Source organism: Sphingobacterium sp. xlx-96 (genome assembly GCF_011007365.1).
GTDB classification, from domain to species: Bacteria; Bacteroidota; Bacteroidia; order Sphingobacteriales; family Sphingobacteriaceae; genus Sphingobacterium; species Sphingobacterium luzhongxinii.
Map to the genome: position 1 here is coordinate 24069 of NZ_WFKM01000001.1, position 14164 is coordinate 38232.

Here is a 14164-nt window from a genome sequence, read left to right on the forward strand (position 1 = left end):
AATTGGGTTTATAGTAGTTACTTATTTATTATAAGGTGTAATTTTTGACAAGTGCGGTGTAGTCTGCGATTTCCTGTTGAATCCAGTTTTGGTCTTTTCCGAGTTCCTTCGCCATTAATTCAGCTACTTTTGGCGCTGCCTCTAAGGATGCCTTGGCGTCTAACAACAAAAAGCGCACTCTGCGAGCTAAGAAGTCTTCTACTTTCGCGATCATCTCATGACGACATGCCCATACAACTTCGGCTGCTATAAATTCGAAATTCGGGTGTAGGCGTTCGTTGAGTTGCGGAGACTGGGATGCCAAATCAAGAATAGGGGTGACGTCGGTTCCGTATACCTGCCAATGCCCTGGTCTTTTTTCTTCGGAATAGCCGTGAATGGGAAGATGTTGTGTTTTACAGTCCTTAGGTGTTAAGCCCACTGTCTTGATCGCTAAGTCAACGGTTTCTTCAGCCATTTTTCTGTAGGTAGTCCACTTGCCTCCGGTAATGGTAATTAGATTGGATGCGCTTTTGATAAGCTTATGATCTCTTGATATTTCTTTTGTGCTGCCCGAGTCGCCATCTGTGGGAGCGGCTAGGGGTCTAAGTCCCGCAAATACACTTAAAACATCTTTTTCAGTAGGTGAATTTTCAAGGTATTGATTTGCCGTTTTTAAGATAAAATCGATTTCTTCATCCAACGGTCTCGGTTCGATCTGATGTGCATTTAATGGTGTGTCGGTCGTGCCTAATAATACTTTGTCGTGCCAAGGCACTCCAAATAATACGCGCCCGTCACTGGTTTCAGGAATCATCAGGGCATCATCATTGCCCAGGAATTTTTTATCTATTACGATATGGGCTCCTTGGCTTGGTCGTACGAGGTCTTTGTGCGTTGTACTATCCAACTTTAGGATATCATCTACAAATACACCTGTTGCATTAATGACAGCCTTCGCTTTTATCGTATGATCTAGTCCTGAAAGTCTGTCTTTGAAATTAAGACCATTTGTTTTACCTGCTTCATCTTTTGATATCTTATTTACTTCGGCATAGTTGAGAAGTGTTGCGCCATGTTCGGAAGCCGTCTGTCCGAGGTTGATTGCTAATCTGGCATCGTCAAATTGTCCGTCATAATATAATACACCGCCTACTAATCCCTTTGTCTTGATTTTGGGTAGCTTTTGAATGACGTCGTTTTTGCTCAAGAGGGTCGATTTTCCTATGCGAAGTTTACCTGCCATCCAATCGTACATTTTTAGACCGATTAGGAATTTAAGTTTATTGAAGATGGAGTAGGATGGGATTACAAAGCTTTGAACAAAGGAAACATGAGGCGCGTTTTTAAAGAGTAAACCTCTTTCTTTGAGCGCTGATAAAACGAGTTTGATATCTCCATTTGCGAGATACCGGACGCCACCGTGGACCAATTTGGTGCTTTTGCTTGAGGTTCCTTTTGCAAAATCATATTTCTCAATCAGGAGCGTTTTATAGCCCCGAGAAGCTGCATCAACTGCAATTCCCAGACCTGTGGCTCCACCGCCTATGATTGCAATATCCCATACTGTTGTATCTTGAATGCTTTCTAAAGCTTCGTTTCTTGTGAAGTTCATTTTGTTTTACTGTGTTTATGTGTGCTTTGTTTTGTAAAAATAATAAAAAACGTAAACAAACGAAAGTTTGTGAAGTCTTTTAGATAAATGCTACTGTTTTGAAATATCTTAATTATCTTAGGATAATGAAAGATCCATAGGATAGACCTGCTCCGGATGTAAGGGCATATGAGGAGGATGGGCCCTTCACAAGGATCGAGACAAGTATTGACCATCAAAAAGTAAGTAATATACATATGAACAATGTTGAGCGTCATCAATATATCATCAAGCAAATAAACCAAAATGGACATGTTTCTGTTTTGGAATTGTGCGAAGAATTAAATGTTTCTTCTGTAACAATTCGTAAAGATTTACAGTTTTTAGAAGATACGGGGTTGGTGTATCGAACACATGGAGGGGCTACAAGACAAAATCCGTATCAAACGGATAGACCTGTTATTGAGAAAGAAAAAATTCACGAAGAGGAAAAGATAAGAATCGCGCGTGCTGCGTCTCGTTTAGTAATGGCTAATGATTCTATTATTATTGGATCGGGAACGACAACACAGTTTTTAGGGAGAGAGATTTTGCCTCAAGGAAACCTTACTGTAGTTACATCAGCGCTGAATGTGACTTTAGAGTTGCTCAAGCATCAGAATGTCGAGGTTATACAACTCGGAGGATCGGTGCGACGTACCTCGTCGTCTGTAACCGGGCAATATGCTAATAATATTTTAGACCATTTTTTCTGCTCGAAATTGTTTTTAGGGGTAGATGGTATTGATCTGGACTATGGAATATCGACTACTAATGCGCAAGAAGCGATGTTGAATCAGAAAATGATTTCTGTAGCTCAGCAAGTGATTGTACTGGCAGATTCGAGTAAATTTGGTAGAAAGAGCTTTGGGAAGATTGTAGATTTTTCCCAGATCGATGTCGTGATCAGTAATGAAATACCACCGGCATTTCAGGAACTTTTCGAGTCGCTGGGAATAGAAACGATAATAGCGAAATAATAAGAAAAGCGGAGAATCCAATAAACTGAATCTCCGCTTTTTTAGGTCTTAGCATTTCCTTGCGATGGAACCTGAATGGCAATTCTTTTTTTTAACCCTTAATTTTCGAAGGAATCTTTCTTAAGACAAATTATCCCTATTGTGCCACTAGGAGCTTTTTTGCTTTTCTTAAGTTTAATCTCTATCCTGTCGTAAAGAAGGAGAGCGTCGGTAGTTAAACCTGAAAGTTTGCTTTTTTTGTTTTCTACCATGATGTATGCTTCTGTGTCAGGTGTGTAACCGATATCTTTGAGATATAGTTGAATTTCCTTTAGCATATCGTTTATTTGGCGGCTTTCTATTAAATTATTTCTCTGAACGTTTTGAAAAGATCCGGCGACCTTTGTTCTTTTCTTTTTGTAACTCTTCTTTTTCGGGTGAAGCACTATTATACCATATGCTGATGAGCTGCCATAAACAGCTTTTAATCCGATTGATTCTGCATCCAATAGTATGGAAATTGAATTGATTTCGTGAAGATTATAGTCAGATAGCTCAGAAGCAGAAACCCCTCGCCGTTCTCCCTGAAGAAAAATGTTCTTTTGATCCAACTTATAGGTGTCTTTTAATCCACTATTTGGAGACACCGATTCGGCAACAGGTTTAATATCGTTATTTTTGGTTTTATCTCCAATACGTTTAGTTGCCTGTATATTGAAGAGGTTTTTATTGATCAGATTCAGTAGGTTGAACAACGAGCTGTCTGAATTTCTCCGTGCGACATAGCGGTATTCATTCTTCTGGATGACGGTCGTCATTCCATGAGATTGAAATGTAAAACCAAGTAAGAGTATTGCTAACAGTAACTTTTTCATAACAATGCTTTTTTTGATCCTTAATTTTCGAAGGAATCTTTTTTTAGATGTTTATATCTAGGATCGTTTTGAAAAAAATTAAAAAGTTCTTGTTGCCTTTGCGCACTCACTGGCTCAAGTATTATAGCTCTTTTTAACCATTTTTGTTTATAGACCATATCAAACGTAAGTCTGATGTCGTACTCAAGGTGATTGAGTTTGTTGATTTCTTCTAATGTAATGGTCGTTAGCGAATCTTTACCTTGATGTAAAAAGTAAAAAGCTTCATTTGCGCCTATCTTGTATGGACCGGTGTCGCTAGGTCCAACATGCTTCTGCATATTAATAACAGCTTGGGCCAAAGGAGTGTATTTAACACGCTCTTGAGCGAATGTCGGGATTGCTGTTATATAGGATAAGATGAAATAAGATAAGAATTTTCTCATTTGTTTCGTTTTAATAATTATCCATGTATTGGACATGTTTTACCAACGGTTAAATTCTTGTAAGGAGTTACAGAAACTGAATTGCCATTGTCATCTAATATCGGGTTCCCGTTTACATCTTTTAATGGTATTGACATGTTTTTGATGTAATTTTGATCGATCGTTTGAGTGGGAGATCCTGACGTTTCATACATTTGTTGAAATTGAAAGGCTTCTACTTCATCCTCTATGCCATATTTTAGAATATTTTCATTATTATCTATTTCAAAATCGAGCTCTCCGTCCAGAAACTGTGCTACGTGCTTTAATTCATGAACCAATAAACTTAATGCATTACTATTTAAATCTCCTGCTTCATTTACCGTTTGACCAAGTAATACCTGATCTTCTGCATATGTTGTTGTTGTTCTATCTAGTGTTATTACTAACTCGTTGTTGTCTCGCAATGAAGTTGTAGCCCCGGCATCAATCAAATTTCCAAATTCGATAGTGAGTTTAACATTCAAATCATTTACTCTGTCTAGTATGTTGTTGATATTATTTAATCTGGTTAAAAAATCGGCATTAAAGTTTGTTGGATTTGCTAACATCGCGTCAACACCTTGTGTTAGTTTTGATAAAGCGCCAGTATCGTCAACAAATGAAAACCCTCCAATATTAAATTTCGGCATGTTTGTTAGTAAACTTGCAGAACATGTACACTCTTTGTCTTCTTCGTCTGGTGGTGGATTATCTTGCTCTCCTTCCCCTCCATACCAGCTTCCATCGTCTGGATCTTCATCGTCAAAAGGGTCCTCATAATCATAAGGATATTCTTCCTCTTCTTCCTCTGGATAGTCGTCTTCGTTGTCATCTGGTGGAGGGATGTCGATCGGATCTAGTTCATTTTCCCAAGCAATATCGCTGTTCCCACCTTTAATTTTAAATAATTCGTTCTCGGGAAGTATCTCCAAATCGTTGGAGATATCGAAAAAGTTTAATACAGTATTTCTTTTAATTTTACAAAATATGTTTTAGTTGTTTTTAGAATTATTATTTTATCTCATTCCCTTTTTTGTCAATATAGTACTCTCTGCCATTTTTCCACACTTTGCATCTTCCATTTTTAAAATAAGAAACCAGATCAAATTGCGGCTCAATTACTATATTCCCTTTTTTGTCAATAAATCCAAATGCACCTTTGAGGAGTTTTGTAAATATTTTCGGATTCTCGTGTTTTTCGGATTCACAGTCTATACATACCGCCGATAATTCCTCATGAAATGGATCTACCCATTTAAACTTTGGCGGAATCACTACATTTCCATCCATATCAGCAAATCCAATCAACCCCTTCTCATTCTCTATCCTAAATAATCCATTGCTCACATAATCTGGCCCATTGTCATAATTGACCACCCTAAATAATTCTTCTCCCTTTGTGTTAATTGCCCATATTCCTTCACCTCTTTTAACGACAAATCCGATAGTTTTGATGGTGTCTGTATACGCAATGGGGTAGCGGTCGTCAGGTATAATGACCACTCCTTTGGCATTTTTATAACTATATTTCTCTGGTCCTGTAGTGTCCATATGCCGATATAGTTCATACCCATGTTTTTTAAGTCCTTGTGCGCAGGATCCCAATGCTAGAAGAGTAAGGCTTAGAAATAGTATTTTGCGCATAGTGTCATTAATTAGTTCTGATAAAATAAACTTTTACTTCATCAGCAGAACTGTAATCATATCCGCCTAGAACCGTGTTGCCATCCCAATAATCTATATGATCGTATCGTCTATCAGTACCTACAAAATCCTCAAAATATACAAATCCCTCAGCTCCTTGTGGGATACCTGATGTGCCGTTAACCTCTACAGCGTTTCCAAACTCAGAAGTTAAATAGGTTTGCATATCAGCTGCTTTATAGAGGTACCATTCTTTGTTACTGTCATTATTCCAGTCACCACTACCAAATAATAGATTGTTGTGCCCATCCTTTGTGATGGTAAAATCACCACCTAAGGCATTGAGTGCTAATGAAATTCTTAGTGCACAGGTATCCTTAAACGCAGCAGGATTTTGAATGTGATTCTGTTCAACCATTTCGCCGATCATTCTCCATATCGTTTCCGCGTCCTTTGAATAAATGGTTTTTAGTACTTTTTTTTAAGTCTCAACCGGAAGTTTGGTTTCTTGTGTCTCCGTATTAGATCCTGAACTTGAGGAGCCTCCTTCTCTAAGTTCTTCTGCTAATTCCTCCAGATATGCTTCGTACTCTTCATCATACCAATCAGTTTCTTCACTATACTCTTCCTCTGGATAGTCGTCTTCGTTGTCATCTGGTGGAGGGATGTCGATCGGATCTAGTTCATTTTCCCAAGCAATATCGCTGTTCCCACCTTTAATTTTAAATAGCTCATTTTCGGGCAGAATCTCTAAATCACTGGAGATATCGAAAAAGTTTAATACAGTATTTCTTTTCATTTTACAAAATATGTTTTAGTTGTTTTTAGAATTATTATTTTATCTCATTTCCTTTTTTATCAATGTAGTACTCTCTGCCTTTTTTCCATACTTTGGCTTTACCATCTTTAAAGGGTGAAGCTAAATCAAATTGTGGCTCTATTGCTATATTTCCTTTTTTATCTATAAATCCAAATGCACCTTTCAAAAGTCCGGTAAGCATTTTTGGATCGTCATTTTGCTCAGCAATACAATCTACGCAAACAACTGCTAATCCCTCACTGAAGGGATTGACTCTTTTAAATTTTGGTGGTATCACGATATTTCCATTCATATCGGCAAAGCCGAGTAATCCTTTCTCATTCTCTATCCTGAACAGTCCATCGCTTACCACATCGGGTCCGTTGTCAAAGTCGGTAACTTTAAACAATTCCTCTCCTTTTGTATTGATAGCCCAAAAGCCCTGACCTTTTTTGAGGACAAATCCGATAGTTTTGATGGTGTCTGTATACGCAATGGGGTAGCGGTCGTCAGGTATAATGACCACTCCCTTGGCATTTTTATAGCTATATTTCTCTGATCCTGTTGTGTCTATATATCGATATAGTTCGTTGCCATTTTTTTTATTCTCTTGTGCACAGGATACTAATGATAATAGAGAGAGGTTTAGAAATAATATCTTATTCATAATACGGATCTTAGATGTTATAAACTTATAAGAGTCATTTTGGAGTTTAAATCCAAGACATACTTATTCTCTTTGCTGAGACTAAACCTGTAAAATTCAATTTTTTTATCACCATAATGCAATAGTATTTTTTTTTCTACATTTCCTGAAATATCTTGTAACTGGATCAGAAATGAACCCCAATTTTTAAGCGAATTATTTTCCAATACTAAGGAAGATGACAGTATTTTGTAGCTTTTCCATCTCGAGGAAGTAACACTGCCATCAAGGTTGAATATTATTTCTCTATTATCTCCCCATGTTTCAGTATTTACTAAATTCCGTTTTCCTTGTAGCAGTAAATAACCCTCGGCTAAATTAATAGCTATCCCATTTCTTCTTGATATAGGGGCTGTAAACTTGATTGTATCGCTTGATCGGGTCCCTGGAGCTTTTATTAATAATAAAAGTGTGTCGATTTGATGGATTAAAGTAAAAGTGTGATTTTTATACGCTGTCCAAGAGTTAAACTTTCGGTTTATGTTAGACTCTACATTTGTTAACTCCCAAATCCCTTTTCCTTTGGATTTATAATTAGCCATTGTTACCCTACCCAGATAAGTTTTGAAGTAGATTTTTCCATTTCGAAAAGCAAATGCTTCTATCGGAGCGCAATATTTGTCTTTATTTATTAAGGTCTTTTCCTTTTTGATGTTCTCAATATAATCGATGGGTAGCCAGACCTGCTCCTTGTGAGAAGTCTGGGCGACTGCCTGGAAAAAGGAAAAATGTATAATGAAATAAATAATCAGCCTTATATATCTCATTGAATTATCTGTTTCATTAAGTTAACAACCATTATCTTCTATAGTAATGAAAGAATACAATTCTTTCATTACTATAGAATCCCGAACCAGTTCTCCCTTCGCCAGTATAAATATCAATGTGAGCCATGCTATTTCCTTGGGCTATCTGATATATGACTCCTGTTTGATGATAATATTCAGAATTTATAAATTCTGAAAGACTCATCTCGTAAGATTGTAGTCCTTCTTTTCTTAGCCAATTAGCTACATCTCTTGCTCCTCGTGGATAGCCTTCTGAAGTCACATTTCCGTTGTAGTTTGCGGAGTTTGAAAAATCGACCCCATAAGCGTCCATGAACATTGATCCCACACGGATTGCACATTGGTTCTCAGCATATGAATCTTGGGACGGATGTGCAGGAGAGCCGTTGGGGCCGGCAGGGGGGTATTGGTTAAATAATGCTGTAAAACAGAGTTCGTCAGGAAGGTCTGTTTTTTTGTTTCTTCTTCTGTATTAGATCCTGAACTTGAGGTGCCTCCTTCTCTAAGGACTTCTGCTAATTCCTCCAGATATGCTTCGTACTCTTCATCATACCAATCAGTTTCTTCACTATACTCTTCCTCTGGATAGTCGTCTTCATTGTCATCTGGTGGAGGTATGTCGATCGGATCTAGTTCATTTTCCCAAGCAATATCACTGTTCCCACCTTTAATTTTAAATAATTCGTTCTCGGGAAGTATCTTCAAGTCGTTAGAGATATCAAAGAAATCTAATGTGTTACTTTTTCTCATGTTATTTGTAGTTTAAAAATCTTCCTGCTTTATTGATTTAATAGGGATTATTATCTGTTGTATGTTATGTTTTTTGTGTTTATGAGACTGTATGTCTTCAAACAAATCAGGACAAACTGTTAAGGCGTGTTTCTTATTTATAAATATATTAATTTTTGTTTTAGATATTGTGCTTATCTGTTACTAATGGCGATTTTTTTCAATCGTTCTTTCTGTTTTAATATCAGTTCTCCACGACCATAATATACGTCAGCAGGAGTTAGGTTATTTAAGGCCTCGTGATAACGTTCATTATTGTATCTCTCTACAAACTCTTGGAGGGCTTCTTTTAGCTCTTCTGGTGAATAGTAATTGTTCAATTTGACCACATTTTTCATTGTTCTGTTGTATCTTTCAATTTTTCCCTGGGTCTGTGGATGAGCGGGGCTGCCATGGATCTGCTTCATTTCCAGTTCTTCGGTCAGATACCTGCCAAGATCCTTAGAGATATAGCACGATCCATTATCTGACAATAATTTAGGCTTAACCTTTGTCTTTAACTTCGCCTTTTCAATCGCTGTGTCTACATTGCGTATCACGTCCTCATGTTTCATTGATGGACAGAGCTCCCAATGTACAATGTAGGGGCTGTAGTCGTCCAATATGGTGCTTAAATAATAATCTCCCCAGCCTTTTATCCTGAAATAGGTGAAATCTGTCTGCGACATTTCATGTACAATACTGGTCTTACCCTTGAATTCATCGGATGCACTGATCAAAATATGGGATGGAGCGCTTATCAGTCCCTTGTTTTTAAGGATTATGTAGACAGAGGATTCAGAAATAAAAAACTGATGTTCGTCTGTAATGTGACAAGCCAACTCACGCGCCGATAAATCAATCTTATCCAGGGCAACCTCGACAACGAATTCTTTAATCTGCTCGGGAATGCTGTTCCATTGTTGTCCAGAATCACTGTTTTTTTTTCGCTAGACCCTCATAGCCTTTTACGAGATAACGGTCGTACCAGCTGTAAAATGTACTTTTAGGAATTCCAAATTGCTTCACACCGATCTCCGATCGTGTAACCGTCTGAATAATCTCCATTTTTTCTCCTGCTGATAATCGCATATACTTTTTGTATTTATCCGTTAATCCAGCAGATCCAAGCTTTTTTTACGATATCATAGCGCAACCCTAGATCAGCAACCCTTTCTTTCAGTCTAGCATTTTCTTTTCGGAGTTCGGCCACCTCATCTGATGTTGCCTCACGGGTAACATCGCCTTCAAGTCGTTTTTTTGGCCTCTAAAAACTCCTTGTTCCATTTGTAGAACTGAGACTCGTTAATACTGTGCTTACGGCAGATCTCGGCAATAGAATGTTCTGCACATAGAGCTTCCATTACGATCATAATTTTCTGCTCGGCGGTAAAGATTCTGCGGTTACTACGACGTACATCCTTGATAAAATTCTCCGGGGTTGTTTTTTTCGGTCTTCCCATCCTGAATAAAGTTATTTTTTTTAGGAGAACAATCTCTTGGTTTTTAATAAATTATGTCTAAATTATGCTGACGATTTACAATACCGAATCTCCCGCTATTAAAATCGTTAGTAATCATTCTGGTAAAATATTGTTGCTCAAAAAGAGTAATGAATTTGTTCAAAAGGGAGATATCATTGGTTATCTGGAGAATCCAGCAAATATTGTTGATATAGTTACCATAGATAGTATCCTTGATGTCTTCGAAATCAATAATACGGAGCTGGTTGTAAGTACAAAAAATCTGCCGACCCGCGTGTATCTTGGAGGTATTAATGCGAGATATTACCTCTTTTTGGAAGCCCTATAGCAATTTCAGAACTATTATTCAAATAGTCTATATTTCAGTCAATTGGCTATTTATTAGAGTCTTATTGAGCAACAGGGAAACTTGTTGGATATTAGTCATAAGAAAATGCAACTTAGCAGCAATAGCTTAGAACTAACGAAAGAATTTGAGAGAAGAGATTCCATACTATTTGAAAAGCGAATTATCAGCCAATCTGAGTTGGAAAAAAATAAAATGAATTATTTGAATGCTGAACACAATAATAACAGTGGTAAAAATGAAATATCTCAGATCAATTCTGAAATCCTGCGTACGCGAAACATGAAAAATGAGGTAAAGATCAAAAGACAGAGATCGAAGAGATGTTGTTTTTGAAACTTAATTCCGCTTATCATGAATTACGTGTTGCATTGAAACAATTTGAAGAAACGTACCTATTTAGGAGACCTCAGGATGGTAGCCTTCAATATTTGAGTTTCCTGAATAATAATTTGTTTGTTAAGGCTGGGGATGCTTTTTTTTAATTGTTCCTTCTGATAGCAAGATCTTAGCACAGTTTATGTTACCTAATGTTGGTGCCGGAAAAGTCGAACGGGGGCAAGAAGTCATACTTAAACTAGATAATTATCCGGACAATTAATCACGGGTAGCAATTGGACGAGTGTGGCAAATGGTAACTTAGCGTTGCGAGCGTCTGTATTCCAAGGATTCAGTAAGATAAATGGCCTTAAATTGGCCAAGTTGAATTTACAATCAAAAATCCTCGAGTATGATCTTAAAAGACAAACTTTACGGTTAGATCTTCTGTCCAATTATTTTAAGGCATTAGTGAATAGTGAGCTTTCTAAAGTAGCGGAGGCGCAATTAGGCCTTTCTAGAGAGCAGTTGCGGGTTATAAAGACCGAGGTGGATGTTGGAGTCAAGACATTGGTCGATCTTAATTATGTCGAAAATATCGTTGCTAATGACGAATTAAAGATACTCATTAGCAAGACAAATTTTGCTAATGACATTTTATCCTTGAAAAGGGTTTTAAATTTAATGTTTTCGGATAGCCTGATTTTAGGAATTCCAAGTTTTGCAGTAATTGAAAACCTAGATACCTCGACGCGTTCTGTGGAGAATAATAGGTACGTCGCATTATCGGAATTAAATGTTCAGCAGAATGAACTTCTAGTCAAGACAAAAAAGAATAATTTCTATCCTAGTATTATGTTTTCAGGCGGCTATGGATCCAATTATTCATCCGAGAGATATGATAATACATCAGATAAGGATGCGATTCCTTTTCTTTCGCAGGTCAATCAGAATAGATCGTTGAACATCGGTCTTTCCTTATCAATGCCGGTCTTTGATGCTTTTAAAGCTCGTGGAGAGATTCGGCGATCCAAAATTAATTTAGAGATAGCCCAGATCGAAGTGGAAAGGGTGAAGAAAGAGCAAGCGATCATTTTGCAAAGAGCAGTTCAGGAATATGTCAGGACTGTAAAAGAATATGGCGCTTATAATAAACAGTTTGTTAGTTCTAAGACGGCATACGATGCTACACTACAACGTTATGAAATTGGTATGGCCTCACCTTTTGAACTGGCCACGGCTCAGGTCAACTTTAACGTATCAGAATTAAATTTCGTAAAGTCGAGGTACGATGTTTTGTATAGGCAAGAAGTAATTAAAATCTTGGAAAATTAGTTCGAATGATACAGTAGGTAATAGCTAGCTACCCAGCCCTGTACAGCCAGTACTGATGCTAGATTTGTGACTTCTTCGAATTCAAGTTGGAGGTGTTTGATCATAAACATGGGCGGATTGATAGCAGCGGGAGGTATTGGACATTTCGCTCGGATAGTGCATTCTATTACTACCCTGATAGTGGTTTGCTGACAAGGCAAGGTCTACTATCCCTTTGGGAGAATAAGGTGCAAAAGCAGGCTTGGATGGCTGTTATGGATAGCAGCCACACGGAAGCACTGAACAAAGTAAAGCTTAGTATTTGGAAAAGCTATTATCGAAAGGTAAAGGATAGTGAGTGGACTGTTGTTTTTGGTGTCTTGCTAGTTTTGGGGACTGTTGCAATGGCCTATAGGTATCTGCGTTAACAGCAAAGGTTGCCTTGATCTAGGCAACCTTTGCTGTACTTTCGCTTGTTGTTATTTTTAAAACTTAGCACCTATAGTTAGGATGCCACTTGTTCTTTTGTGGTCGATAGAAGCTACTGGGCTGGAAGTTCCCCCAAAAGTTTCATTAATCGAGTAAGGAGCTTGTTTGTATGAGTTTACCTGATGTACTACCGCTAAGTCCATGTAAAGGGTGTTTGTTAGTTTTACGCCTAGACCTAAACTTCCGCTGTAGTTCTCGTCTTCAATTCCACCTTTGTAAGGGTTTCCGAAATAATTAAATCCTGCGCGGCCACTTAGTATATTGGTGAAGAGAAATTCGCCTCCGGCTCTGAAGTTTACAGCGCCTCTGTAGAGGTCTTTGATATCTCTATTGATGTGGTCGTAGTTTGTATTTAGTGAATTATTGGCTGTCGAATAGCGCATAGAATTGTACGTAACATATTCTGCATCTGCAGTCAATAAACCTCTGCTAAAGAATTTTGTAAGACCCAAGCCGAATTTCCAGGGTGTAGTAATATTATAATCCTGTGCGCTGTCGTAGAATTTTGATTCGTAAGTATGGAAGGGATCTTTGGTAGTCTCATTATCGTAAAAACTTACGTCGGTGTAAGACCGCGTATCGTCTTTAATTGTCATCCAGGTTGGTGTATTGATGGTAACGCCTATATTCCAATCTGTAGTCGGCTTGAAGATCATCCCTAATTTCAGATCTACTCCGGAACCTTCTGTAACTTGTCCAAAATTGTCGAATAATTCATAGCTGGCTTCTACGAAGTCGTATTTATCATTTGTAGGATCAGCATATGCTGAGTTTGGATTGTAGGACAGTATCTCACTTCTAGTCTTGGTCCAGCCGTTTTCTATAAACTGCGTGTTTTTTTCATAACGGAACGAAGTTATACCTAAAGTCGCTCCAATGAAAAATTGATTGTTATAATTTGAACCAAAAGCAATGGCAGTTTTACTGCGATTGCCTCTAGTGATTACTTCATTGTATTGGTCTTTTGCTGCTTCCTCCTTGGCTAGAGGGAAGTATCCTTTGTCAGTGTCTCCAAATTGCTCGACTATATTGGATCCTGCAAAGTCAGTACCGAAACTGCCTGACATAATATCTGATAGGGCATTTACAATAGTTGTGTTGTTGTTGATGCCTTCATAGGTAAGTTTATTATTATAGTTTTGAGTTTTGTTATAGCTCAAACCAACATTAAAGTTCAGCCAACCTGAATTGGAACGGTAGTTTGAAGTGGGAAAATGAAAAACTACTCCCGCCTGATCAACTCCAAAGTTGTCTTTCTTGCTGTTCGAATTCATTCCTTCAAATAGTGTTTTATTCTTATTCCCCAGGTAATTGAAGGTAACAGACATATCGGAACGGCTGAAAAAGCCCAAACCTGCAGGGTTACCATTTATAGCTGAGATATCTCCACCTAAAGCAGTCTGTGTATTACCGAGACCTTTCATACGAGCAGCCCCCCCAATATCTTCTCTAGAAAATGTTAAGGCATCGTCTACGGTTTGTGCATGTGTTTGTGTCCAGAAGACGCTGGATACAAAAGCAGAAAGGATAATATGTTTTAAATTCATATGGAATAATCTTTTTTTATCTGTCATATGGAATACTCATGGGTATTTGTGCTTCGCTAAACATGAGTA

19 protein-coding genes are annotated in these 14164 nt (G+C 37.8%); 4 read left to right on the forward strand and 15 right to left on the reverse strand.

What is annotated here, in order from left to right; translation table 11 throughout:
- Positions 1–28 precede the first annotated feature (28 nt).
- The gene (locus G7B20_RS00105; protein WP_164108014.1) at positions 29–1594 is read right to left on the reverse strand and encodes a glycerol-3-phosphate dehydrogenase/oxidase; all 1566 of its coding nucleotides are present in this window, start codon (positions 1592–1594) and stop codon (positions 29–31) included.
- 236 nt (positions 1595–1830) lie between these two features.
- On the opposite strand from G7B20_RS00105, the gene G7B20_RS00110 reads away from it, so the two are divergent.
- The gene (locus G7B20_RS00110; RefSeq protein ID WP_164108015.1) at positions 1831–2592 is read left to right on the forward strand and encodes a DeoR/GlpR family DNA-binding transcription regulator; all 762 of its coding nucleotides are present in this window, start codon (positions 1831–1833) and stop codon (positions 2590–2592) included.
- A 98-nt stretch (positions 2593–2690) separates the two neighbouring features.
- Here the strand turns inward: G7B20_RS00110 and G7B20_RS00115 are convergent, their stop codons facing one another.
- The 13 genes from G7B20_RS00115 to G7B20_RS00175 all read right to left on the reverse strand — a co-directional run bounded on the left by G7B20_RS00115 (position 2691) and on the right by G7B20_RS00175 (position 10060).
- Complete coding sequence (locus tag G7B20_RS00115; protein ID WP_164108016.1) at positions 2691–3446, reverse strand: hypothetical protein; 756 nt, start codon at positions 3444–3446, stop codon at positions 2691–2693.
- Positions 3447–3466: 20 nt separating this feature from the next.
- Positions 3467–3871: a hypothetical protein gene (locus G7B20_RS00120; RefSeq protein ID WP_164108017.1), complete on the reverse strand. Its 405-nt coding sequence runs from the start codon at positions 3869–3871 to the stop codon at positions 3467–3469.
- Between the two features lie 17 nt (positions 3872–3888).
- The gene (locus G7B20_RS00125; protein ID WP_164108018.1) at positions 3889–4824 is read right to left on the reverse strand and encodes a hypothetical protein; all 936 of its coding nucleotides are present in this window, start codon (positions 4822–4824) and stop codon (positions 3889–3891) included.
- A 79-nt stretch (positions 4825–4903) separates the two neighbouring features.
- Positions 4904–5536 carry a WG repeat-containing protein gene (locus G7B20_RS00130; protein ID WP_164108019.1) on the reverse strand — a complete coding sequence of 211 codons (633 nt, stop codon included), beginning with the start codon at positions 5534–5536 and terminating at the stop codon, positions 4904–4906.
- A 7-nt stretch (positions 5537–5543) separates the two neighbouring features.
- Entirely contained in the window at positions 5544–5954 is a 411-nt protein-coding gene (locus tag G7B20_RS00135) for a T6SS effector amidase Tae4 family protein (protein WP_164108020.1), read from the reverse strand.
- A gap of 63 nt (positions 5955–6017) precedes the next feature.
- The gene (locus G7B20_RS00140) at positions 6018–6335 is read right to left on the reverse strand and encodes a hypothetical protein (protein WP_164108021.1); all 318 of its coding nucleotides are present in this window, start codon (positions 6333–6335) and stop codon (positions 6018–6020) included.
- Between the two features lie 34 nt (positions 6336–6369).
- On the reverse strand, positions 6370–7002 hold the full coding sequence (locus G7B20_RS19270; protein WP_205600163.1) for a WG repeat-containing protein: 633 nt from the start codon (positions 7000–7002) through the stop codon (positions 6370–6372).
- A 17-nt stretch (positions 7003–7019) separates the two neighbouring features.
- Positions 7020–7583, reverse strand: a complete 564-nt coding sequence (locus G7B20_RS00150) for a hypothetical protein (RefSeq protein ID WP_164108022.1) — start codon at positions 7581–7583, stop codon at positions 7020–7022.
- Between the two features lie 256 nt (positions 7584–7839).
- Positions 7840–8148: a hypothetical protein gene (locus G7B20_RS19705; RefSeq protein WP_410528433.1), complete on the reverse strand. Its 309-nt coding sequence runs from the start codon at positions 8146–8148 to the stop codon at positions 7840–7842.
- Positions 8088–8579, reverse strand: a complete 492-nt coding sequence (locus tag G7B20_RS00160; protein WP_164108024.1) for a hypothetical protein — start codon at positions 8577–8579, stop codon at positions 8088–8090. The genes G7B20_RS19705 and G7B20_RS00160 overlap by 61 nt, the downstream gene beginning before the upstream one ends.
- A 173-nt stretch (positions 8580–8752) precedes the next feature.
- On the reverse strand, positions 8753–9439 hold the full coding sequence (locus G7B20_RS00165; protein WP_164108025.1) for a DDE-type integrase/transposase/recombinase: 687 nt from the start codon (positions 9437–9439) through the stop codon (positions 8753–8755).
- A 91-nt stretch (positions 9440–9530) separates the two neighbouring features.
- Positions 9531–9689, reverse strand: a complete 159-nt coding sequence (locus G7B20_RS00170) for a helix-turn-helix domain-containing protein (protein WP_164108026.1) — start codon at positions 9687–9689, stop codon at positions 9531–9533.
- Positions 9690–9844: 155 nt separating this feature from the next.
- Positions 9845–10060, reverse strand: coding sequence for a transposase (locus G7B20_RS00175; RefSeq protein WP_164108027.1), 216 nt, complete (start codon positions 10058–10060; stop codon positions 9845–9847).
- 64 nt (positions 10061–10124) lie between these two features.
- Here G7B20_RS00175 and G7B20_RS00180 point away from each other — a divergent pair, with 64 nt between their 5' ends.
- The 3 genes from G7B20_RS00180 to G7B20_RS00190 all read left to right on the forward strand — a co-directional run bounded on the left by G7B20_RS00180 (position 10125) and on the right by G7B20_RS00190 (position 12487).
- Positions 10125–10409 (forward strand): hypothetical protein, encoded by a 285-nt coding sequence (locus tag G7B20_RS00180; RefSeq protein ID WP_164108028.1) that lies wholly within the window; start codon positions 10125–10127, stop codon positions 10407–10409.
- Positions 10410–11051: 642 nt separating this feature from the next.
- Positions 11052–12080, forward strand: a complete 1029-nt coding sequence (locus G7B20_RS00185; RefSeq protein WP_164108029.1) for a TolC family protein — start codon at positions 11052–11054, stop codon at positions 12078–12080.
- A 92-nt stretch (positions 12081–12172) separates the two neighbouring features.
- On the forward strand, positions 12173–12487 hold the full coding sequence (locus G7B20_RS00190; protein WP_164108030.1) for a hypothetical protein: 315 nt from the start codon (positions 12173–12175) through the stop codon (positions 12485–12487).
- A 57-nt stretch (positions 12488–12544) separates the two neighbouring features.
- Here the strand turns inward: G7B20_RS00190 and G7B20_RS00195 are convergent, their stop codons facing one another.
- On the reverse strand, positions 12545–14095 hold the full coding sequence (locus G7B20_RS00195) for an OmpP1/FadL family transporter (protein WP_164108031.1): 1551 nt from the start codon (positions 14093–14095) through the stop codon (positions 12545–12547).
- Positions 14096–14164: the final 69 nt, after the last annotated feature.

Coding starts and splice junctions, on each gene's coding strand:
- G7B20_RS00105 (WP_164108014.1), bottom strand. CDS start 1,594: ATGAACTTCACAAGAAACGAAGCTTTAGAAAGCATTCAAGATACAACA.
- G7B20_RS00110 (WP_164108015.1), top strand. CDS start 1,831: ATGAACAATGTTGAGCGTCATCAATATATCATCAAGCAAATAAACCAA.
- G7B20_RS00115 (WP_164108016.1), bottom strand. CDS start 3,446: ATGAAAAAGTTACTGTTAGCAATACTCTTACTTGGTTTTACATTTCAA.
- G7B20_RS00120 (WP_164108017.1), bottom strand. CDS start 3,871: ATGAGAAAATTCTTATCTTATTTCATCTTATCCTATATAACAGCAATC.
- G7B20_RS00130 (WP_164108019.1), bottom strand. CDS start 5,536: ATGCGCAAAATACTATTTCTAAGCCTTACTCTTCTAGCATTGGGATCC.
- G7B20_RS00135 (WP_164108020.1), bottom strand. CDS start 5,954: ATGGTTGAACAGAATCACATTCAAAATCCTGCTGCGTTTAAGGATACC.
- G7B20_RS00140 (WP_164108021.1), bottom strand. CDS start 6,335: ATGAAAAGAAATACTGTATTAAACTTTTTCGATATCTCCAGTGATTTA.
- G7B20_RS19270 (WP_205600163.1), bottom strand. CDS start 7,002: ATGAATAAGATATTATTTCTAAACCTCTCTCTATTATCATTAGTATCC.
- G7B20_RS00150 (WP_164108022.1), bottom strand. CDS start 7,583: ATGGCTAATTATAAATCCAAAGGAAAAGGGATTTGGGAGTTAACAAAT.
- G7B20_RS19705 (WP_410528433.1), bottom strand. CDS start 8,148: ATGTTCATGGACGCTTATGGGGTCGATTTTTCAAACTCCGCAAACTAC.
- G7B20_RS00160 (WP_164108024.1), bottom strand. CDS start 8,579: ATGAGAAAAAGTAACACATTAGATTTCTTTGATATCTCTAACGACTTG.
- G7B20_RS00170 (WP_164108026.1), bottom strand. CDS start 9,689: ATGCGATTATCAGCAGGAGAAAAAATGGAGATTATTCAGACGGTTACA.
- G7B20_RS00175 (WP_164108027.1), bottom strand. CDS start 10,060: ATGGGAAGACCGAAAAAAACAACCCCGGAGAATTTTATCAAGGATGTA.
- G7B20_RS00180 (WP_164108028.1), top strand. CDS start 10,125: ATGCTGACGATTTACAATACCGAATCTCCCGCTATTAAAATCGTTAGT.
- G7B20_RS00195 (WP_164108031.1), bottom strand. CDS start 14,095: ATGAATTTAAAACATATTATCCTTTCTGCTTTTGTATCCAGCGTCTTC.